The 22110-nt window shown below is 40.6% G+C and carries 17 protein-coding genes and 1 tRNA gene; 12 read left to right on the top strand and 6 right to left on the bottom strand.

Annotated elements, in window-relative coordinates; all coding sequences use genetic code 11:
* Nucleotides 1–31 precede the first annotated feature (31 nt).
* The 3 genes from ACKTS5_RS00785 to ACKTS5_RS00775 form a co-directional block, all read right to left on the bottom strand.
* Complete coding sequence (locus tag ACKTS5_RS00785; RefSeq protein WP_408041918.1) at nucleotides 32–1324, bottom strand: aminopeptidase P family protein; 1293 nt, start codon at nucleotides 1322–1324, stop codon at nucleotides 32–34.
* Between the two features lie 499 nt (nucleotides 1325–1823).
* A complete protein-coding gene (locus ACKTS5_RS00780; protein ID WP_408041917.1) occupies nucleotides 1824–2804 on the bottom strand; it encodes a succinylglutamate desuccinylase/aspartoacylase family protein in 981 nt (326 codons plus the stop codon).
* On the bottom strand, nucleotides 2771–3673 hold the full coding sequence (locus ACKTS5_RS00775; protein ID WP_408041916.1) for an ATP-grasp domain-containing protein: 903 nt from the start codon (nucleotides 3671–3673) through the stop codon (nucleotides 2771–2773). The genes ACKTS5_RS00780 and ACKTS5_RS00775 overlap by 34 nt, the downstream gene beginning before the upstream one ends.
* A gap of 215 nt (nucleotides 3674–3888) precedes the next feature.
* On the opposite strand from ACKTS5_RS00775, the gene ACKTS5_RS00770 reads away from it, so the two are divergent.
* From ACKTS5_RS00770 to ACKTS5_RS00740, 7 genes are all read left to right on the top strand, one after another.
* Nucleotides 3889–6708, top strand: coding sequence for a WD40/YVTN/BNR-like repeat-containing protein (locus tag ACKTS5_RS00770; RefSeq protein ID WP_408041915.1), 2820 nt, complete (start codon nucleotides 3889–3891; stop codon nucleotides 6706–6708).
* Between the two features lie 93 nt (nucleotides 6709–6801).
* Nucleotides 6802–7164 carry a dihydroneopterin aldolase gene (gene folB, locus ACKTS5_RS00765; RefSeq protein WP_408041914.1) on the top strand — a complete coding sequence of 121 codons (363 nt, stop codon included), beginning with the start codon at nucleotides 6802–6804 and terminating at the stop codon, nucleotides 7162–7164.
* Between the two features lie 54 nt (nucleotides 7165–7218).
* Nucleotides 7219–7289 (top strand) — tRNA-Cys (locus ACKTS5_RS00760).
* 226 nt (nucleotides 7290–7515) lie between these two features.
* Nucleotides 7516–8388, top strand: coding sequence for a hypothetical protein (locus ACKTS5_RS00755; RefSeq protein WP_408041913.1), 873 nt, complete (start codon nucleotides 7516–7518; stop codon nucleotides 8386–8388).
* Between the two features lie 617 nt (nucleotides 8389–9005).
* Complete coding sequence (locus tag ACKTS5_RS00750; protein WP_408041912.1) at nucleotides 9006–9851, top strand: MBL fold metallo-hydrolase; 846 nt, start codon at nucleotides 9006–9008, stop codon at nucleotides 9849–9851.
* A gap of 12 nt (nucleotides 9852–9863) precedes the next feature.
* Nucleotides 9864–11501 carry a S8 family peptidase gene (locus tag ACKTS5_RS00745; protein ID WP_408041911.1) on the top strand — a complete coding sequence of 546 codons (1638 nt, stop codon included), beginning with the start codon at nucleotides 9864–9866 and terminating at the stop codon, nucleotides 11499–11501.
* A 68-nt stretch (nucleotides 11502–11569) separates the two neighbouring features.
* Nucleotides 11570–13414 carry a M1 family metallopeptidase gene (locus tag ACKTS5_RS00740; protein ID WP_408041910.1) on the top strand — a complete coding sequence of 615 codons (1845 nt, stop codon included), beginning with the start codon at nucleotides 11570–11572 and terminating at the stop codon, nucleotides 13412–13414.
* Between the two features lie 29 nt (nucleotides 13415–13443).
* Here ACKTS5_RS00740 and ACKTS5_RS00735 read toward each other — a convergent pair whose 3' ends face one another.
* Nucleotides 13444–14283, bottom strand: coding sequence for a helix-turn-helix transcriptional regulator (locus tag ACKTS5_RS00735; RefSeq protein ID WP_408041909.1), 840 nt, complete (start codon nucleotides 14281–14283; stop codon nucleotides 13444–13446).
* Nucleotides 14284–14384: 101 nt separating this feature from the next.
* Between ACKTS5_RS00735 and ACKTS5_RS00730 the strand changes: the two genes are divergently transcribed.
* The 5 genes from ACKTS5_RS00730 to ACKTS5_RS00710 all read left to right on the top strand — a co-directional run bounded on the left by ACKTS5_RS00730 (nucleotide 14385) and on the right by ACKTS5_RS00710 (nucleotide 19791).
* The gene (locus ACKTS5_RS00730; RefSeq protein WP_408041908.1) at nucleotides 14385–14945 is read left to right on the top strand and encodes a YceI family protein; all 561 of its coding nucleotides are present in this window, start codon (nucleotides 14385–14387) and stop codon (nucleotides 14943–14945) included.
* A gap of 94 nt (nucleotides 14946–15039) precedes the next feature.
* Nucleotides 15040–16092: a helix-turn-helix domain-containing protein gene (locus ACKTS5_RS00725; RefSeq protein WP_408041907.1), complete on the top strand. Its 1053-nt coding sequence runs from the start codon at nucleotides 15040–15042 to the stop codon at nucleotides 16090–16092.
* An 89-nt stretch (nucleotides 16093–16181) separates the two neighbouring features.
* A complete protein-coding gene (locus ACKTS5_RS00720; protein WP_408041906.1) occupies nucleotides 16182–17039 on the top strand; it encodes a hypothetical protein in 858 nt (285 codons plus the stop codon).
* Nucleotides 17040–17043: 4 nt separating this feature from the next.
* Nucleotides 17044–17886, top strand: coding sequence for a hypothetical protein (locus tag ACKTS5_RS00715; protein ID WP_408041905.1), 843 nt, complete (start codon nucleotides 17044–17046; stop codon nucleotides 17884–17886).
* A 213-nt stretch (nucleotides 17887–18099) separates the two neighbouring features.
* Nucleotides 18100–19791, top strand: a complete 1692-nt coding sequence (locus ACKTS5_RS00710) for a glutamine--tRNA ligase/YqeY domain fusion protein (RefSeq protein WP_408041904.1) — start codon at nucleotides 18100–18102, stop codon at nucleotides 19789–19791.
* A 43-nt stretch (nucleotides 19792–19834) separates the two neighbouring features.
* Here the strand turns inward: ACKTS5_RS00710 and ACKTS5_RS00705 are convergent, their stop codons facing one another.
* Together ACKTS5_RS00705 and ACKTS5_RS00700 are read right to left on the bottom strand one after the other, a co-directional pair.
* A complete protein-coding gene (locus ACKTS5_RS00705) occupies nucleotides 19835–21430 on the bottom strand; it encodes an Ig-like domain-containing protein (protein WP_408041903.1) in 1596 nt (531 codons plus the stop codon).
* Between the two features lie 52 nt (nucleotides 21431–21482).
* Nucleotides 21483–22028 (bottom strand): ComF family protein, encoded by a 546-nt coding sequence (locus tag ACKTS5_RS00700; RefSeq protein ID WP_408041902.1) that lies wholly within the window; start codon nucleotides 22026–22028, stop codon nucleotides 21483–21485.
* Nucleotides 22029–22110: the final 82 nt, after the last annotated feature.

The raw sequence follows: 22110 nt of genomic DNA, 5'->3' as shown, positions 1-22110 counted from the left end.
ACTCTTAGTAGCCCTTCGTTTTTGCTTTGTTTTATTGATTCATTAACGATTCTATTTCCTCTGCTTCGATAGGAATATTTCTCATTAAGTTAAACGGCTCTCCTGAGGCTTGGATAACCACATCGTCTTCCAAGCGAATTCCGAAGCCTTCGTCTGGCAAATAAATTCCCGGTTCTACGGTAAATACCATATTTGCTTCCATAGGCTCGTGTAACAATCCGTAATCGTGCGTATCCAAACCTAAATGATGCGAAGTACCGTGCATAAAATACTTTTTGTACGCCGGCCAATTCGGATCTTCGTTCTGCACAGCTGCTTTGTCTAACAACCCTAAACCGAGTAACTCTGAGGTCATAATTTTGCCAACCTCAACGTGGTAGTCTGCCCAGATAGTTCCTGGCACTAACAATTTAGTCGCCTCATTTTTCACGCGATTCACCGCATTGTAAACCGCTTTTTGTCGGTCGGTAAATCGTCCCGAAACTGGAATCGTACGACTCATATCAGAGGAGTAATTTGCGTACTCTGCTCCAACGTCCATCAAAATTAAATCACCGGCCTTACACTGCTGATTGTTTTCGATATAATGTAGCACATTGGCGTTAGCACCCGAGGCTATAATGGGCGTATAAGCAAATTTCTTTGATCTATTTCTGATAAACTCATGAATGTACTCAGCTTCAATTTCGTATTCCCAAACTCCGGGTTTTACAAAATCCAATACTCTACGGAATCCCTTTTCGGTAATATCACAGGCTTTTTGAATCAAATCTAACTCTACTTGATTTTTAACAGAACGCAAGCGTTGTAATATCGGATTACTCTTTGCCACAGCATGTGCTGGATACTCCTGACGCAACCATTTCGTAAAGCGATCCTCACGAGTTTCCGTTTCTACATTGGCTCTGTAGTGCTCATTGGTATTGATATACAATACTTCTGCATAGCTCATTAGCTCAAAAATCACTTTCTGCATGTCTTGTAACCAAAAAACAGTGGTAATTCCACTTACTTCCTCCGCTCTTTCCTTAGTGAGTTTCTCTCCTTCCCACACGGCAATGTGTTCATTGGTTTCACGTAAAAACAAAATTTCTCTGTACGCAGGTTTCGGACAGTCGGGAAACAACACCAACACACTCTCTTCCTGATCTACACCACTCAAATAAAAAATGTCACGGTGTTGTTCAAAAGGAAGCGTACTATCAGCGCTTACCGGATAAATATCGTTTGAATTAAAAAAGGCGATGCTCTTTGGCTTCATCGCAGCTGAAAAGTTCTTGCGATTTTGAATAAACAAATTGCGATCTATTGCGTTATATTTCATGTCGTAAATACTCTTATTATCAAATCCAAAATTAACCAAAAAGGGTGTAATTATGCAGTAACTGCCCCTAAAATTAACAAGGAATTCAGCAGTTTTGTAAAAACTGAGAAAAATCGTAGTTAGCAATAAAAAAGAAAGATGCCTTTCGGCATCTTTCACCCTTCATTCTACTTACTTCTTATCATTCACTCCTCGTGTTTTTATAAGACCAATTATCAACAAAAAAACACCATAACAGACGTCTGTAGTCGCGATACCTCTCAAACCACTACCTAAAACAATACTCACGTATGTGGTGTATTGCGCCCCAAGGCCTCCTCCCAGAACTCATGGAGTTCCAAAGAACCTTTAGCAGCTGTTTGCGCTACGGCATTCCCGAAAGATCGCTGTCGGGAGCTCCTGTAAGTAAGCTAAAAAATTAAATTCTTGATTTTTTGATTTCTCTTTGCTAGCTAGCCCTTAAAGTAACTAAAAATAAATGATTTAAACAAGTATTTTTTTACTCTTCTTGTCCCTCGCTCATTCCAAAATGGAAAAGTGCATCACCTTTATTGATGACCGGAAAAAAATTAAGGGCAATAATATAGCCGTCACTTGGGGCTTTTACACTGAACTTCGTTTCACCATAAGTGTCCACAATGGTTCCTAATACCATACCTTTGGTAACAGCGGCTCCGTTGTACACGCTTGCACTAAAAAGACCTGCAGCTTTGGCACGTATCCACCTGCGCTTGGCAATATACACAGGTTGCTGCAAGCTAGGCAAGTGAACCTGTTCATCAATCATTTCAAAATGCTTGAGAATTCGCAAAGTTCCCTCTATTCCCTTTTCTATGGCAAACTCGTCTAAACGCAGTGATTCTCCTGCTTCATACACGATAACAGGCACCCCTTGCTTAAAACACTCATTTCTGAACGATTTCGAAATCAGTCGTGAAGGAAACACAAAAGGAGCTGCAAAGAGCTTGGCCAAACTCGCCGCTCGTGCATCGATGGGCGTATATCGAATTTGCGGATAGTTGTTTCGCTGGGCACCTCCCGTATGGTAATCGATAGCAAAATCAATTAACGGAATGAGTTCCTTGCTGATAAAATTTGCCATACTACTCGCCAAAGAACCTTTTTTACTTCCTGGAAAACTGCGATTTACATCTTTTCCATGCATGTCACGGGCAAGGTTCAAAAAACCGAATACATTGAGTAGCGGAACCACTATCACACAGCCTTTTGTAATCTTGTATCGCTTGTCAATTAACATGCGTCGAATTAACTCCACCCCATTAATTTCGTCGCCGTGTAAGCCTCCTTGTAATAACACTGTAGGCCCCGGAGTTTCTCCGTTAAAGACGTATACGGGGATTTCGATCAAGGTCCCTGTTGCCAATCTGTCAACTGGAATTTTAATCAGACTACTCTCTCCCAAACCAATACGTTCACCACGTATAACTATTTCTTGGTTTTTATAGGTTTTGATTTCCATTTACTTTCTAAAAATTTAATGATAGCGGCGGCTACATTGACACGAGCATAGGCCTCAATTCCCTGTAAGCCCGGAGTTGAATTCACTTCGATAATCAAACTACCTTTTTTGGATCGTATCATATCGACCCCGGCAACTGGCAGCCCTAAATAATGTGCCGCTTTTACTGCCATCGCTTCTTCTTTTGCCGATATTTTTATGGCCACAGCAGTACCACCTCGGTGCAAGTTCGAACGAAAATCGTCGTCGGTCCCTTTTCGTTTCATTGCGGCAACCACTTCCCCCCCAACGACAAAGGCACGAATGTCTTCACTCTTGCTCTCTTCGATAAACTCTTGTAACAAATAACTAGAGTTCATCGTGTGTAACGTATCGATGATGGAACTCGCCGATTTTTCAGTTTCTGCGAGCATCACCCCCATACCATGAGTTCCCTCTTGAAGTTTTATAATTACTGGAGGACCTCCGAGGGCTTTGAGTTGTGACTTTAAATTGATCGGCGTTGCTGAAAATAAGGTATCGGGTATGGGCAACTGCTTACTATTTAACAATTGAAGCGTACGCAACTTATTTTGCGACCTCCAAATACCCAGTGAGCGCGCTGTGCTGAATACTTCGTTTAACTCAAACTCTTTTACAATGGCAGCTCCTTGCGTCGTTACCGAAGCTCCGATTCGCGGAATAATCACATCGAATTCGTCAATTATATCTTCTCCCTCGTACAAGATTTTTTTTCGGCCTCCCGACAATACAATGCTACACTCCAAATGATTTATGATGGCTACTTCATGCCCTCTTTTGAGCGCTTCTTCATACAGCCTTTTCGTAGAGTAAATTTGATCACTAACTGAAAGTATACCTATATTCATAAAACAGTATTAAAATTAATCCACCCAGTACTACCTGATTAAAAACCATTTAGCCTGTTACCATGGTGAGGTGTATCGACACTTCACAAATCTACTATATTTTTTAGCAGCTTGTTCGGCAAACCTCCTAATGGGTTTCTTAAATTTTGTTAATTTTTTGAAATAGCTTAAAGGAAATAGTACTTTTCCTGCTTATAAACCAAATCAACAACTAAATGAAAGCGCTAATAACCTCAGCTTTTGCTTTGTTTTCTGTTGCTACTTTTGGACAGCAAGCAAGTACTGCAAACGCTTTAAAAGCTTCTTTGGACACTCAGCAAAACTTACATAAGCATTCACTTGTTAAAAACGTCTCTTTCACCAATATCGGTCCTACTGTAATGAGTGGACGCGTGGTCGCCCTAGCGGTAAATCCGTCGGATCCTACAGAATTTTATGTCGGATACGCTTCAGGAGGTGTATGGTACACACAAAACAACGGAACCACCTTTAAACCAGTACTCGATACCGCCCCTACGCAAAACGTAGGAGATATCGCCGTAGATTGGAAAAACCACACTATATGGGTAGGTACTGGAGAAGATAATTCTTCTCGTTCATCTTATGCCGGAATTGGAATCCTCAAATCGACAGACCGTGGAAAAACATGGCAACATACAGGTCTCTTTGACAGTCATCACATCGGACGTATTTTACTCAATCCCGATAATCCGAACGAAATCATTGTAGGAGCTATCGGACACCTTTATACTCCGAACAAAGAACGCGGAATATTTAAATCGGTAGACGGAGGGAAAACTTGGCAACACAAACTCTATATTAACGAGCATACCGGAATTATCGATATGCAGCGCGCACCTGATAATCCCAAGGTACTTTATGCTGCCGCTTGGGAACGCGAGCGAAAGGCTTGGAATTTTGATGGTGACGGAGCACATTCTGCTATTTATAAAAGTAGTGATGGTGGAGATACTTGGTCAAAAATCACCGACGGTAATGGCTTTCCGAAAGGACAAGGTGTTGGACGAATTGGATTGGCGGTTTTCGACCAAAATACGGTCTACGCCATTCACGACAATCAATTTAGACGCAAAAAGGACAGCAAACAAAAAAGTAGCTCACACGCCTTGACCAAAGACGATTTTAAGTCGATGAGCAAAGAAGCTCTCCTCGCTCTAAGCGATAAAAAACTAAATACTTACCTGAAATCGAATGGATTTCAAGAAAAATATCGCGCAAAAAACGTAAAACAACTCGTGCGCTCTGGAGCAGTTAAACCTGCTGACCTCGCTAAGTATCTGGAAAATGCCAACGCTCTTTTATTCGATACTCCTGTGATAGGAGCAGAAGTATACCGTACTGAAAACGGAGGAAAAACTTGGAAAAAAACTCATAAAGGCTATATCGACGATCTCTTTTATTCATATGGTTATTACTTTGGAGAGGTACGTGTAGATCCTAGCGATAAAAATGCCATTTACGTATTAGGGGTACCTATCTTAAAATCAAAAGACGGCGGAAAAAGCTTTACTTCTATCAGTAAAGAAAACGTCCATGCCGATCACCAAACCTTATGGGTAAATCCTAAACGCTCAGGGCACCTCATCGATGGAAATGACGGCGGTTTGAACATCTCTTATGACGACGGAGCTAGCTGGACCAAACTCAACGCTCCTGCTGTAGGACAATTCTACGCGGTGTATGCCGACCAACAAAAAAATTACAAAGTATACGGAGGGTTGCAAGACAACGGAGTTTGGGTTGCTGACCACAATGCCAAAATGGACAAGCGCTGGAAGCAAACCGGAAAAAATCCTTACCAAAGTATTATGGGTGGCGATGGTATGCAAGTAGCCGTTGACTCGAGAAATCCGAACATCGTATTTACCGGATATCAATTCGGAAACTACTTCCGCATTGACAGAGCAACCGGACAACAACGCTATATTCAGCCAAAACATGAACTCGGAGAAACTCCTTACCGCTTTAATTGGCAAACCCCCATACAGTTATCCAAACACAACGAAGATATTTTATACCTCGGAGGAAACAAGTTACACCGCTCTCTGAACCAAGGAAAAACTTGGGAAACTATCTCTGGTGACTTAACACAGGGAGGTAAAAAAGGAAATGTCGCCTATGGTACACTCACCAGCATTTCAGAAAGTCCCTTTAAGTTTGGCGTATTGTACGTAGGCTCTGATGACGGACTTATTCACCTGAGTAAAAATGGTGGTGGAAGTTGGAAAAATATCGCAACATCACTACCACAAAATTTATGGGTAAGTAGAGTTATTGCTTCTAAGCACAAAAAAGAACGTGTTTACGCCACCTTAAACGGGTATCGAAACGATGACTTTACACCTTATGTGTTCGTCTCTGACGACTTTGGAAACACCTGGAAAAACATTGGCAATAACCTTCCACTTGCACCTATTAACGTGATCAAGGAAGACCCCAAAAACCCAGATGTGCTGTATCTCGGTACCGACAATGCCGCCTATGTAAGCCTCGACGCTGGAGCATCTTGGCAACCTTTTAGTCAACTACCACCGGTAGCCGTGCACGATTTGGTAATTCAGCCTAAAGCCAAAGACCTCATCATAGGTACCCATGGCCGTAGCCTGTACACCACCAACATCAAAGCCCTACAAAACCTCAACGACACAAATGCCTCGCAATTGTTTCCTGTAGCCCCAGTTAGAAAAAGCAGTTATTGGGGAAATTCGTGGAGTCGATGGTTACAACCGAGTACTCCAGAAGTTACGGTAGTGTACTTCAGTACCAAAGCACAAACAGCGACGCTGGAAGTACTGTTCGACGACGCCTTAGTTTACAGCAAACCGGTGAACTTAACTAAGGGATTCAACAGCGTGACCTACGACGTTTCAATGAACAAAAAAGGCGCTAAGAACTTCCGTAAAAAAGCACCGAAGACCGAACTCAAAAAAGCGAAAAACGGCGTGCAATACCTTCCAAAAGGGTCGTACTTGATCCGATTGGCCAATGCCACGCAAAAATTCACTGTAAAATAAAACCGAAGAGCAGCCATGAGCTGCTCTTTTTTTGTCCTAGCTTCTTTAAAAAAAGTACTACGGCATCCACTAAAACATCAGTATCTTTGTACTATGGGAATCATACGAGTTAACAACATACGCCTTTACACCAATCACGGCTGTTTGGAAGAAGAAGGAAAAATTGGCTCTGAATACAGAGTAGATTTAGAAATAAAAGCCGATTTACAAAAATCAGCACAGTCAGACGAATTAAAAGACACCGTTGATTACGTGCATTTAAATCACATCGTAAAAGAAGAAATGGCCATTCGTTCAAAGCTATTAGAGCACGTTGCCAAGCGAATTATCGATCGCATTTTTAACGAGTTACCTATGGTAACAGAAGCGGAGGTGAGCGTTGCCAAAATTAATCCACCTATTGGCGGTGATGTTGAGCAGGTAGTTATTGTTTTACAAGAGACGCGTAAAAACTAAAAAAACATTTGCATAAACTAAAATAAGGTGTAAATTTGCAGTCCTAATTCATTAGGTGTCGTGGCCGAGTGGCTAGGCAGTGGTCTGCAACACCATCTACAGCGGTTCGAATCCGCTCGACACCTCAAAAAATCCTGAAACCATCCGGTTTTCAGGATTTTTAGTTTTGTAGAGAATCCTTTTTACTATTGGTGTTTTTTGCTATCGACATCATCCTTCTTTGCCAGAGCACCTACACCGATCTTTTTTATTTTCCGCCCCCTTGCAAAGTACCGACTTAAACCTCGTATTTTTGATCTTAAACTACCGAGAAAGGTCAGGTTTTTAATCCTTTGAATTCTCTAAACTACTATGAAATATTTTACAGCGCTATGGATCATTTTTTGTTTGGGTTGCGCAACGACCACTACAAAAAGTAACGACTTAGATTACAAATACTATTACTTGTCTATCGCCAAAGCAGATAGCTTACTTTTTGTTGGTAAAAATGAACAAGCCTATTTAATATTTGATAGCCTTTATAAAAAGTACGACTTTAGAAACGGGTTTAGAACCAACGAGTATTTTTACTATTTGATAAGTAAAGCCAACTCCAATAAAAAAATATCGAAAGCAGATCTGGAACGATGTTTTTCAACATATGGAATCCGAAAAAGAGCTGTACTCGCACACCCCATTTTAAAAGAAGCCTACCGTAAGTACAAAATTGAAACCAGCTATGAAAAACTCAAGAAGATGTATTTGGCAAGTGTCGACTTGAAGTTAAGAGCTCAAATGAGTGCCATGCTGGAACAAGACCAATATTACAGGTCAAACGAGGACAATCCCGATAAAATGAAACAGACAGACCTAGAAAATGAAAAAATACTTAAAAGTCTATTTGATAAAGAGATTTATCCGGATGAGCTGGTAGTCGGAAATTATCATATCGATAATTCCTTTTACGGTATCGAAACCCTTTTGTTACATACCAACGACAGCAGTAGAACGACCTATTTTCTTCCTAAAATAAAAAAATTTGTAGCACGAGGAGTCTGTTCTCCGTATACCTATGCCCTCCTGGTTGATCAGATGTACATTTACAGAGGTGAAAATCAAATATACGGTACGTATAGCGGTAGCAATTTGAGAAAAGAAGACTTTGCGAAGTACAATAAAAATAGAAGGGCATTAGATATAGGACTGCCTTCTATTCAATACGATGTTTGGAGACGTGAACGCTAAAATTTAGGAACATTACCGATCCCGCTGTGCACTTATCTTATACCTTTTTTAACGGGTATTCCTACCTTCCAAAATAACTGAGGTGAATTGACAATTTCAATAAATATCTGAAGGAACTATCTGCAACAATATTCAAATTAGTCTCTGTAATCAAAAGGTTTACCGATAATACATAACAAAGAATTACCATATAAAATACAGCATGTATTCCATCCATGTTCGTAGCTATTCTCCATAAGTCAACCAAAAAGTACTGCTCGACCTCCTTATTCTCGCTTATAAAGAAGGTAGGTTTAAAGACTAGCCCCTAACCGATCAACAGTTGAACTATTGAACCCAAAAATTGCTTCACATCAGAAAAATAGTCTTGCAGGGATGCAGAACACAACTGAAAGCACTTGGAGTCTAATCATTGTACACTAGCTACTGTCCTTTCTAAACATGCAAGAAGTACCTCCACGATACCGCTTCTTTCAAAAATACTTCCTCCAATCCTGTTCGCTTTGGAATCTAAATCCTGACAAGCACCAAATAAGAATCAAAAATCTTAAACGTTTGCAAACGGTTTTTGGATTTCCTTAACAAAAAATTCACGAAAAATCACCATCTTTGTTCTTATGCGAATATACCCTATAGAAACTGGAAATTTCAAATTGGATGGTGGCGCCATGTTTGGCGTGGTTCCCAAATCTATTTGGCAACGCACCAATCCAGCAGATGGAAACAATATGATTGATATGGCGCTCCGCTGTATGCTTATCGAAGACGGTGATCGGTTGACCTTAATTGATACCGGACTAGGTAACAAACAATCAGACAAGTTTTTTGGGTATTACTTCCTTTTCGGAGACCATAGCCTTGACCGTTCGCTAGCACAATACGGATTTCACAGAGATGATATAACCGATGTTTTTTTAACGCATTTACACTTTGACCACTGCGGTGGTGTTATTCAGTGGAATGCCGATAAAACAGGATATATGCCCGCCTTTAAAAATGCCAAAGTTTGGAGTAACGACCGCCATTGGCAATGGGCAATTCAACCTAATGCGCGCGAAAAAGCCTCTTTTTTATCAGAAAACATTTTACCCATCGAACAAAATGGTCAATTGAATTTCGTACATCGAAATGCCAAAGACCAACTGGGATTTGATGTGATTTTTGTCGATGGCCATACGGAAAAGCAAATGCTCCCAAAACTCAATTACCAAGGAAAAACCATCGTATTTATGGCCGATTTACTCCCCACTGTAGGTCATATTCCACTCCCCTATGTTATGGGCTACGACACACGCCCGCTACTTACCATCAAAGAGAAACAAGTATTTTTAAACGAAGCTGCCGACAAGGAGTTTTACCTCTTTCTAGAACACGATGCACATAACGAATTGTGTACCGTACAACACACAGAAAAAGGCGTTCGTTTAAAGGAAAGTTATAAATTTACAGACATTTTTAATTAAGCAATTTATATTATGAGAGTTTTGAAGCCCGCTTTTTATTCAGCAATGGCAATGACAGCCCTAGTAGGTTGTTCTTCAATCAGTAAAATTCCTGTTCCTGCAGGAAGCAATACCGCAATTAACATTCCCGCTAAAAAGGCGCCTTTAACAGACTACCAAAAAGAAAATTGGCAACACTTAGACTTGGAAGCAGATTCTATTCCTGGAATGAGTGTAAACAGAGCTTATAAGTTTTTAGAAGGAAAGAAAAGTACACAGGTAATCGTCGGTGTAGTTGACAGTGGTACTGATTTAAAACACGAAGATTTAAAAGATGTTGCTTGGGTAAACGAAAAAGAAATCCCAGGAAACGGAATTGACGATGATAAAAACGGTTATGTTGACGATATTAACGGATGGAACTTCCTAGGAAAATCGTACAAAGAACACCTAGAGTACGAGCGTATCTTAATGAACCCATCAGTTGCTGATGCCGAAACTTTAGCTGAAGTTAAAGCCTACCAAGCTAAAAAAGTTGGTGAAGCAAAAGCATCTAAAGGACGATATGCACAAATGCTAGACGGTACTAAAAAAGCACACGAAGCATTGACGAAGCACTTCGGAAAAGCAGATTATACTGCTGATCAAGTAAAAGCTATCAAAACAGAAGACGAAAATTTAAAGAAAAGTGTTTCTGCTGCATTGTATATGTATCAGTTCGTTCCTTCTTTAGATGACGCTGTTAAAGAATTAGAAAAATTAGTAGAGAACGCTGAAAAAACTATCAAGGGAGAAAACCTTAAAACAAACTACCGTGAAGTAGTAGGTGACAATGCATACGATATCAATGACAAGCCAGGATCAGGTGATGGTAACACAGGACACTCTGAAGTTGGTGAAGCTCACGGATCACACGTATCAGGAATCATCGGAGCTACTCGTAACAACAATAAAGGAATGGATGGAGTTGCTAATAATGTAAAAATTATGGCAGTGCGTTCTGTTTCTGACGGAGATGAGTACGATAAAGATGTAGCTTTAGGAATTCGTTACGCTGTTGACAACGGTGCTAAAGTAATCAACACGAGTTTTGGTAAGGCCTTCTCTCCAAACAAAGAGTGGGTTTACGACGCTATCAAATACGCTGCAAAACACGATGTGTTAATCGTAAATGCTGCTGGTAACGACGGTAAAGATATCGATGTTGAAAAAACATTCCCGAACGATGCTCCAGACTTACAAAATGAAGTTGCTGACAACTTCTTAACGGTAGGAGCTATGAGTGCTAAGTACAACGAAGAATTACCTGCTGGTTTCTCAAACTACGGTAAGAAAAACGTTGACGTATTCGCTCCTGGTGTACAAATCTATTCAACAACTCCAGAAAACGAGTACAAGAAATTTAACGGTACGTCAATGGCATCTCCAAATGCTGCTGGTGTTGCTGCCTTAATCCGTTCGTACTATCCAAAATTAACCGCGAGTCAAGTAAAGCACATCTTAATGAACTCAGGTACAAAAATTGACTTCGACGTATTGAAGCCAGGTACTGGAGGACGTGGTGCAAAACCTTTAATGGTTCCTTTTGCTGACTTATCTGTTTCAGGTCGTGTAGTAAACGCTTACAATGCAGTTCGCATGGCTGATAGAATGGTGAACGGTAGAAAGTAAAAACCAAATAATTCACTATATTTGAAAAGAGCATTTTAAAATGCTCTTTTTTTTTAACTTATTAGCAAATGAAAAAATTTTTATTAGGGGTAAGTTTGCTTTCTATAATTGCTTGTGCTTCTGCTAAGCAACAGCAAAACAACCCAATTCAGCAATCATCAACTGCCAACAACTATTGGCAACAACACGCTGACTACACGATGGACATCGATGTAGATGTCAAAAAATTTCAGTACAAAGGAGTTCAAAAATTGGTCTATACCAACAATTCTCCTGACGTATTAAACAACGTGTACTACCACCTGTATTTCAACGCCTTCCAACCCAACTCACAAATGGATGTGCGCTCGAGAAACATCCAAGATCCAGACAAACGCGTAAAAGATCGCATCAGTAAATTAAAGCCTTCTGAAATTGGTTATATCAAGGTGAAGAGTCTTAAACAGAACGGAAAAGCGGTATCCTATGAAACCGTAGGAACCATTTTAGAAGTACAACTCAACCAGCCTATTCAACCTGGTGAAAGCGTTACTTTTGATATGCTCTTTGATGCACAAGTACCGAATCAAATCCGTCGTTCTGGAAGAAATAGTTCCGAAGGAGTTGCCTTTTCAATGACCCAATGGTATCCAAAAATGGCAGAATACGATTTTGAAGGTTGGCATACACCTCCGTATATCGGAAGAGAATTTCACGGTGTTTGGGGTAATTTTGACGTAACCTTACACATCGACAAAGCCTATACAGTAGGAGGAACCGGTTACCTACAAAACCCACAAAATGTAGGACATGGTTATGAGAAAAAAGGCGAAAAAGTAAAGCAACCAAAAGGTAAAAAACTTACATGGCACTTTAAAGCTCCCAATGTACACGACTTTACTTGGGCAGCAGACCCTGAGTACATTCACGATACTTTGACTATGGACAACGGTATTGTATTACACTTCTTGTACAAAGAAACCCTCGATGCTAAGTATTTGGAAAACTGGAAAAAGTTACCAGCTAAAACAGCAGAGTTGATGGAGTATTTTAGCAAACACGTAGGACAATACCCTTACAAACAGTATTCTGTAATGCAAGGAGGTGACGGTGGAATGGAGTATGCTATGTGTACCTTAATTACCGGAAAGCGCAGCTGGGGAAGTTTGTTTGGAGTAACTGCACACGAATTGGCCCACACCTGGTTCCAGTTTTTACTCGCAACCAACGAAACCAAACACCCTTGGATGGATGAAGGATTTACTACCTACATCTCTAACAAGGCAGAAAATGAGATCATGAATCTCAACAAAACAAACCCACACAAAGGTTCGTACCAATATTATAATTACGTAGTTCGCAACAACGCTGAAGAACCACTAACTACCCACGCTGACCGTTACCACACGAACATGGCCTACGGAATGGGTAGCTACTCAAAAGGAAGTATCTTCCTGTACCAGTTAGAGTACATTATCGGAGAAGAAAACGTCGCTAAGACATTGTTAAAATACTTCCGTGATTTTTCATTCAAGCACCCTACGCCAAACGATATCAAAAGAACAGCCGAAAAAGTTTCAGGTATTCACCTCGATTGGTATTTAAACGAATGGACGCAAACAACACATACTATCGACTACGGTGTTAAAAGCGTAAACGGTAAGGAAATCACTTTGGAGCGTATCGGAACGATGCCGATGCCTATCGATGTTGAGGTTACCTATACCGATGGTAAAAAAGAACAGTTTACCATTCCGCTACGCATGATGAGAGGCGCAAAACCAACGGAAGGAACCACCTTAACCGATTGGACTTTTGCCCACCCTACCTATACCTTTAATGCTGCCAAAGCAGTAAAATCTGTCAGTATTGACCCTTCACAACGAATGGCCGACATAAACATGGACAACAATACCTTTGAGGTAACTAAATAAAAAGAAAGGGAAGCAATTGCTTCCCTTTTTTATTGCTTTGCTAGTATTTTTTGTAGTTCTGAAGGACTGTAGCCCGTTTGCTTTTTTACAAACAAGCTAAAATTGGAAGGACTGTCAAAATTGTAGTGATAAGCCACCTCCTTTATATTGGTTTCTTTAAAGACCAAGTCTCTTTTTATTTCGAGCAATAGCGCTTTATGAATAAACTTCAACGGAGTTATACCGAAACTTTCCTTGACCAATTCAGTCAATTTTTTAGTACTTACCCGCAGGGCATCTGCATACTCATTAACAGACCACGCGTTTAGTTTCTCATCGACCAATTCCGTAAATGCCACTGCCGTTTTACTCAAAATAGCCGGTGTTTGCTGCTGTGACTTTAAACAGCTATCCAAGTCGTACAACAAGGTGGCCAATAAGTGTTTTGACATGGCATGCGCATGTGGATTAGGCTGTTGCTGTATTTCCTGAATCATAAACACCCATTGTAACATTTTAGCACTGAGCACCTCATCATTCTCGTAGATTACCTTGTTTGATTTGTGATAGGCCAACATATCCAAGTCTTTTAACAAGACTGTATTAAGTGCCTCATGGGTAAACTGCACCAAATATCCATCGGCGTTCTCCAAGCGTTTTACCAAATGAATTTGTCGGGGTTTGATAAAATAACAACTAAAATCTTCAATAGCACTGCTTTCAAAATCGATCAACTGATCGCCTCCCCCTTGGACAAAAAACAACATTTCAAAATAGCTATGCCTGTGAATCTTGTGATAATCATAAGGATTCCTATACGAGATACGTTCTACATTCACGGCGAATTCAAGACCGATATCATGGATGGGGATTTGCTGTTTCGACTTCATAAGTACAAGCGTAAATTAATAACTATTCCTCTTTTTTTCATAAGCACAACAGCCATCGCTGACTGTACATTTGTGCAGTACGAAAATATAAAACAAGTATAATGAAAAAATTTATGTTACTCTTAGCAGTTGCTTTTAGCTTTCAATTGAGTAGTGCCCAAAGCACTTGGAAAGTAGACAAAGCACACTCGTCTATCAGTTTTTCAGTATCGCATTTTATGATATCGGAAGTTACCGGAAATTTCAAACAGTTCGATATCGAAGCTACCGCGGGAGCTCAGTTCGAAAACCCTAGTTTCGACGTCAGTATCGCTGCCGGAAGTATTGACACCAACCAAGGAGGACGAGATAACCACCTAAAAGCTCCTGATTTTTTTGATGTAAAAAACCACGCTCAAATTACCTTTAAAAGTGAAAGTTTTACAGCTGGTGAAAACGGAACTTTTACAACCAAAGGAACCATCACCATCAAAGGAGTCCGTAAAGAAGTCGTTTTTAAAGGAAAGTTAAACGGTGTAATTAAAGGTCGTAACGGAAAACACAAGGCCGGACTGAAGTTGACAACACAAATAAAAAGAGAAGATTTTAACTTAGGTAAAGGAATGACTCCTATTGGAAAAGACGTTACTGTAACTGTTCATCTAGAAATGAACCAACAATAAAAATTCCCTCTCTCAAGTTTCTTGAGTGACTAAAAAAGGCAAAAGCAGTTCGTGCTTTTGCCTTTTGTCATTTTTGCACGTATCTTTAGCAATCATGAAAGAAATTACCCTTGAATTCTCACCCTATGCCCTAATTGATATCCTGTCTATTTGTACGGCATTTACCTTAGGATTACTGTTTTTTAGTACCCCCTCAAAAAATAAAAAAGCAACAGTATTCCTCGGTTTATTTTTGTGGTCATTAATGCTCGAAGTGGTTGATAGCTTTAAAGAAATACTAGTCCCAAGCTTTGAACTCTACCTTCAAACAACCTGGTTTACCCTTCCGTTACTCGTTATCTATGTTCAACAAACATTGTTTAAGCGTTGGCAGAAGTGGCACAGTTTACTCTTTGTTCCCGGAATACTTGCAAATGGCATCGGCATAGCTCCCTCATTTCCTGCAATCTTAGAATATTTGTACAACTTGGGAATACTCGGATACCTGTGGATGCTCATAAGTAACCATGAAAAAGACGTGGCCAACTATTATTCTGATCTCGAAAATAAGAGTTTGGTATGGCTCAAAACCATCATCTATATTTTTATCGCCTTTCATTTACTGTGGATAGTAGAAGACCTCATCGGATTCCAATTTGAAACCGTGGCGGGCTACTTTGCCTACCTCTCGAACCTGGGAACCTATTTTATGATTTTTTGGATTGGCTACAACGGATTTTCACAACCCGAAATCTTCGCTACCGAACTCTTTTCCGTTAGCCCTAACTCAAAAAAAGACAGCAATGCCGAAACTGCGGCCGATCGCGAAAAATACCTCGAGCTGGTTCGCTGTATAGAAGAACGAGAATTGTATCGCAATTCCAATCTCAACCTAAAAAGCCTCTCAGAAGCGGTAGACATCAGAGAAAAAGAGCTTTCCAAACTCATCAACACCTACGCGAATACCAATTTTTATCACTTTATCAATACCTTTCGTGTCGAAACCGTAAAACAACTCCTCACTTCAGATAAGGCTGTACAACTTTCTATCCTAGGATTGGCAACAGAAGCCGGTTTCAGCTCGAAGTCAACCTTTTACGCAGCCTTTAAAAACATAGAAGGCTGTACCCCTAAACAGTATCAAAAACGCCAACAAACGTCCGACTAACGTCTACTCGGACTTTTTCACAGCAGCTATACATACTTTTGGATATACTTTTGCGCTTGTCAGTATATCACCCATAAATTCTTAAAAGTATGTTACAAAAATTTACCTGGTGTTTCGCCATCATCTCCTTTGTCTCTTTTTACGCTTGTTCAGACAGCAACTCCAACACCCCACCGAGCAACAACACTAGTTCCTTAGTGGAATACCTTAAAGCCAATGCCGATTTCGTTCATGAAATCAACGGATTTTACATCGTAGGTAGTGCTCAAAAACCGGGAAGTCCGGAAACGACTCCCGGAACTACGGGAAAAGAAATATTTGACCACAGCGTTCGCTTGTTCAGTAATTTCTTGGACCAGGATAACGACGGAGTCATCGATGCTGACAAAAAACAACTCAACAAAGACCTCGCTGCAAAACTCCTATTCATCTCAGGTCCACTTACTATGGTCGACAAGATTTCCGAATCGACCCAAGTAAACGCTAAGGGACTCTACGGCATGTCCATGCAAACCAATCATTGGCCTTATATCAAAGACTACAATGGTAAAGGTTGGACGGTAAGTAAGTTAGAATCCTCAACGTGGCGTCCGCCCAATTTTAATGCCCTGTGGGAAGAAACCTTTCACACCATTACCGAAGCCTATAGCCGAACCGATCAGAGCTTCCGATTTACTACGGGTGGCGCTCTACGCACACACATGGACAAAGATATTCAAGCAAAAACCTACGATATCTCAGAACAAAATGCCGCGGAAAACGGAAACTACGATAAGGTTACTGCTGTTAACGAATACATTCATCAAATTTGGGCCATCGCTTATGCCGGACAAGAAGTTGCTTTAAACCCCCATCAAAAGGCCGCTTTAGCGTTTATGAAAACTAAAAACGTTCCGATGAAGTTAGTCCCTAACTACGCACACAAAATAGGAAAAACCATAAAATAAGCCCATGAAAATTGCACTATACAACACCCTAGGTGCCTTGTTATTTCTCTTAGGAACCAGCGCCTGTACCGATACTACTCCTGGAGGTCCCATAGCCCCAGGTAAAGACCCTAACTTTAAAATCGTCGCGAATACCGATGCCGGCATGAACCAATTTAACAGAAAGGTCGTTGTGTTTGGAATCGATATTTACGCAGCTCCAAAGGTCGAAGACAGCAAGCTCCTGCACGCCGCCAATGTTATGGCTCAATACCTCGACAACAATGCCGATGGTACCCCCGACAATCTGCTAGTTGTCGAAAAAATGGTTGCTAACAAAGCCTTCTTATTTCTCTGGAAATCTCAAGGAGATATGGGAGCCCCACCGGCAGGGAGGTTAGGTCAAGACCTCGGAAACGACGAAACCAATCCGAATTATGTACAACAAGGTAAAACAGGCCGATTTGATGCCAGTTTAGAAGAAGTATGGCACCTCATTACCCATGCTGGTTACGCCTATGCCTATCCTAGTATTTTTGGAGAACAGCAAGGAACCACCTTGACAAATGCCATGGACAAGGCCCGAGGAGGTAGCTTTACCTCAATTCCCAATCCGTATCCTACAGGAGCTTGGTATACCTATGACGACACTACTTGTACCTACGACTGTCAAGCCACAGAATACTTTTATTGGGCCATGACCTCTATTTTAGGAGCTCAGACCAATAGAGCTGCCGACATTGAAAACGAATGGAAACTCAATACCAAAGCGAAGGTAGCACAAACGGATACTGCCATTTACGCGTTGCTAACCACCCCTCGCTATCAATTACCACAGGTACTTCCTAACGGGAAATACAAGCAATAAATATCCGAGCTTCTCATAAAATTCCTATGCCCTACACTGGGTATCCCTTCTTACAACACTGAGTAAAGCTGAAAAACCTCAGTGTTCGCGCCGTCGAACACTGGGGTTCTCTGATAAAAATCAACTCAAGCATGTATTGCTACTGCAAAAGGATGTGGTAAGGCCATTTGGCTCAACTATTTTCACTAATTTTGCACTTCAATTCTTAAGAAAATGTCAGAAGAAAAGAAATCATTAAACTTTATTGAGCAAATCATCGAAGACGATTTAAACAATGGAATGCCACAAGAGCATTTGCGTTTTCGATTTCCTCCTGAGCCGAATGGGTATTTACACATTGGGCATACAAAAGCCATCGGAATTAGCTTTGGATTAGGAGAGCAGTACCAAGCACCTGTAAACCTTCGTTTCGACGATACAAACCCTGCTAAAGAAGAACAAGAATACGTAGACGCTATCAAACGCGACGTAGCTTGGTTGGGGTATCAATGGGAAAACGAATGTTACTCTTCTGACTATTTCCAGCAGTTATACGATTGGGCTGTACTATTAATTAAGGATGGTAAGGCCTATGTTGATTCACAGTCATCAGAAGCCATGGCTACTCAAAAAGGAACTCCTACTGAACCTGGAGTTGCTGGTCCGTACAGAGACCGCAGTGTAGCGGAAAACCTAGACCTATTCACTCGTATGAAAGCTGGTGAATTTGATGAAGGAACACACGTATTACGCGCAAAAATAGACATGACCTCTCCAAACATGTTGATGAGAGATCCTATCATGTACCGAATTTTAAAGAAAACTCACCACAGAACCGGAGATGACTGGGTTATTTACCCTATGTACGACTGGACCCATGGTGAAAGTGATTATATCGAACAAATTTCACATTCTTTGTGCTCCTTAGAATTTAAACCGCACCGTGAACTGTACAATTGGTTCCGCGATCAGGTTTATCCTTTAAGCAAAGAACAATATCCTCTTGCTCCTAAACAACGTGAATTTTCGCGTTTAAACCTCAGCTACACCGTAATGAGTAAGCGTAAGCTTATGAAGCTCGTAGAAGAAGGTGTTGTGGCAGGATGGGACGATCCGAGAATGCCAACCATTTCTGGATTGCGCAGAAGAGGGTATACCCCAGCATCAATTCGCAACTTTATCCAAACTGTTGGAGTTTCAAAACGTGAAAATGTGATTGATGTGGCCTTATTGGAATTTAAAGTCCGTGAGGACCTTAATAAAATTGCCAACAGAGTCATGGGGGTTTTAAACCCAGTAAAATTGGTCATCACGAATTATCCAGCAGGTCAAGAAGAAATCTTAATCGCTGAAAACAATCCGGAAGATGATACTGCTGGATCACGTGAAATTCCTTTTTCTGGAGAACTCTACATCGAAAGAGAAGACTTTAAAGAAGAAGCGAACCGCAAGTACTTCCGCCTGTCTATCGGTAAAGAAGTTCGACTTAAAAACGGATACATCATCAAAGGAGAAAGCTGCGTAAAAGACAGCGAAGGAAACATTACAGAAATCCACTGTACCTACGACCCTTTGAGTAAATCAGGAAGCGGTACCGAAGAAAGTAAGCGCAAAGTAAAAGGAACCTTACACTGGGTGTCTATCAAACACGCGGAAAAAGCAGAAGTACGCATTTACGACCGCCTATTCTCTGACGAGGCACCAGACAGTCATAAAGACAAAGACTTTATGGAGTTCTTAAACCCAAATTCTTTGGATGTTATCGAAGCGTTTGTAGAACCAAGTTTAAAATCGGCAGCTAAAGGAGCCCAATTCCAATTCCAGCGATTGGGGTACTTCAACGTTGACGATGACAGCAGTGAAACGGCACTCGTTTTTAATAAAACGGTTGGCCTTCGCGACACTTGGTCAAAGAAAAATAAATAATAAATAAAAAGCCGCTAATTTTACAGTTAGCGGCTTTTTTTATTTATTCGATAATCATCGTTTCATTGTCTACCCAGTTGGCGCGAAGCTTCAGTATTTTTTGGAAGTATTCTACGCGTTCCGGCTGTTGTCTTTTCAAATAATTTCCGGTATCCCACCTTCCGTTTTTGTTGTCGTCCACGATAACTCTAATCAAGTAATCCTTTGGTTCTAACAAGGTATAATTAACGGTTTTTGTACTGTTGATTACACGCTGATCTATCACCTCATCCCCATCTATTAACTCGACTAACAATTGGTGGTTATTTGCATTGGAAACATTAAAAATAATGGTTCCGTAATCTTCTGGTTCAAGAGTTCCAAACTGGTACTTAATGGTATCCGTTTTACAGGTATAAATATCCTCTAATGCATCCGGTAGCATCTGGAAACTGTATTCATTCGACGGTTTCTTATCAAATAATACCGCTAATTTCGTGTGGCGTAGCTGTGCTATGCTATATTTCACAGGTAACGTGTCTCTGTCTACCAATGAAATTTTACTTGTATCAATGGCCACAATAGGGTTGTTCGCCTCTAATATCAACGTGTCTTTTAAATTCAGAATGCGTTTTATCTTCGAAGTTACTCGCAACGAATCTATCTTTTTCTTGCGCAGTCGTACGGTAACTGTATCTGTAAAATCTCGATGTTCTATTGCAAATTGCAACGAATCTTTCACATTAGGAGTATACCAATAATTCAGCGTATCTCGTTTTTCGTCAAAAGCAGCAATGGCTTTAAAATCGGCTGGCACCTGTGACAATAGGCGAGCCTTAAAGTCGGCTTTGTTGCCCTGAAAACCAAAGCGTATCTTTCCCTTGAACAACTCTTTCGGACGCTTTAGTTTAAACGGTTGCTTTTCTGTAAACAACACGATTTCTTTGGCTAAAATACTATCTTGTGGCAGGTGTAAGGTATCAGAAAGAAATCCAATTTGATCAACTTTAGGATTAAATTTGTAATCATTTCCCTTATCCTTTAACGCAATCATCAAATACTTACCTTCTCGGATATTACTAAACTCAAAATCGGTAGAATCTAAGGTATTGGAAACGTAATCAGGTTTCTTCTTATAAACAATAGAATCGTTAAAATCGCGGTCGTAACGATACAATAATACTCCGATATTCGAGAACTTCTTTTGTCGGAATGCGGGTTTAACAGCTCCCTTTACTTTCAATGAATCGATGTAAGTCCCCGTTGAAAACACGTACTTAAAACTCTCCAAAGTATTGCCTTCGTTGTTATCGCGTATCGCATTCCCGAAATTAATCGTATAGGTAGTATTCTCCTTGAGCGTATCCATGATTTTGATGGAAATATACTTGCTGGGAGTTCCTTGTGGTGTGATGATTAAAGGCGTTTTAACCGGTGGTGAAACAACCAATTGCTTCGTCAACTCTTTTAAGGTGATATACTCATCAAAGTAAATTCGTATGTTCTTTTCCTTAAATTCTAAGGTTTCGTATGGCGGATTCGCCGTTACCATAATTGGAGCTGTTTCGTCTTTGGGTCCACCTTCTGGTCGTCCCACCCTTGCACAACTGGATATGATACTGGCAAAAACCATCGCGTAAACTATGTTTGTTATCTTCACAAATATTCAATTTATAAGGCATGTCAAAAGTACTAAAATAAAGGCATCAAAACTATTCCTTTGGCGTATATGCCATAGTACAAATACTAATTTTACGAACGCCCACCTTATATAATTGCTCACAACAATTAAGTAACGTAGCACCTGTGGTAATCACGTCATCTACCAGCAAAATATGGGCGTCACGCAACAACGCATGCTCTTCACAAGTAAAAAGGGTATCGCTATTAGAAAATCGTTCAAAGCGTTTTAATATTGTTTGGGAGGAACGCGTAGAGACTCTTTTTAACACTTTTGTAAGATATACAACCCCTAAAGTCCTCGCCAAGACGGTTCCAAACGCAGTCACTTGGTTGTATCCTCGCTCTTTTAGTCGCCTGGAGTGCAAAGGCACTGGCATTACGGCTGTAACGCTTTCAAACAAGTGTTGTTCCTGCAGTTGCTTCACGACTCTTTTAGCTAGCCATGTCCCTATGGCCTCTTGACCGCGATACTTCAATGCGTGAATTAAAGACTGTGAAGGCGTCGCTTTCCTAAAATACATATAACTCGAAATCTGTTCAATTACTGCGCTTCCGTAAAAAGTACTTTGTAACATTTTTTGATGGTACTCGTCATAAGGAATAGGAACCACTTGATGATTGCACTCGAGACACAAGAATTTTTCACCTGTAACTAAA

The sequence above is a fragment of the Tenacibaculum litopenaei genome (assembly GCF_964514025.1).
GTDB classification, from domain to species: Bacteria; Bacteroidota; Bacteroidia; order Flavobacteriales; family Flavobacteriaceae; genus Polaribacter; species Polaribacter litopenaei.
Note: the sequence above shows the minus strand (reverse complement) of the source record. Positions and strands in the feature narration are given on the sequence as shown.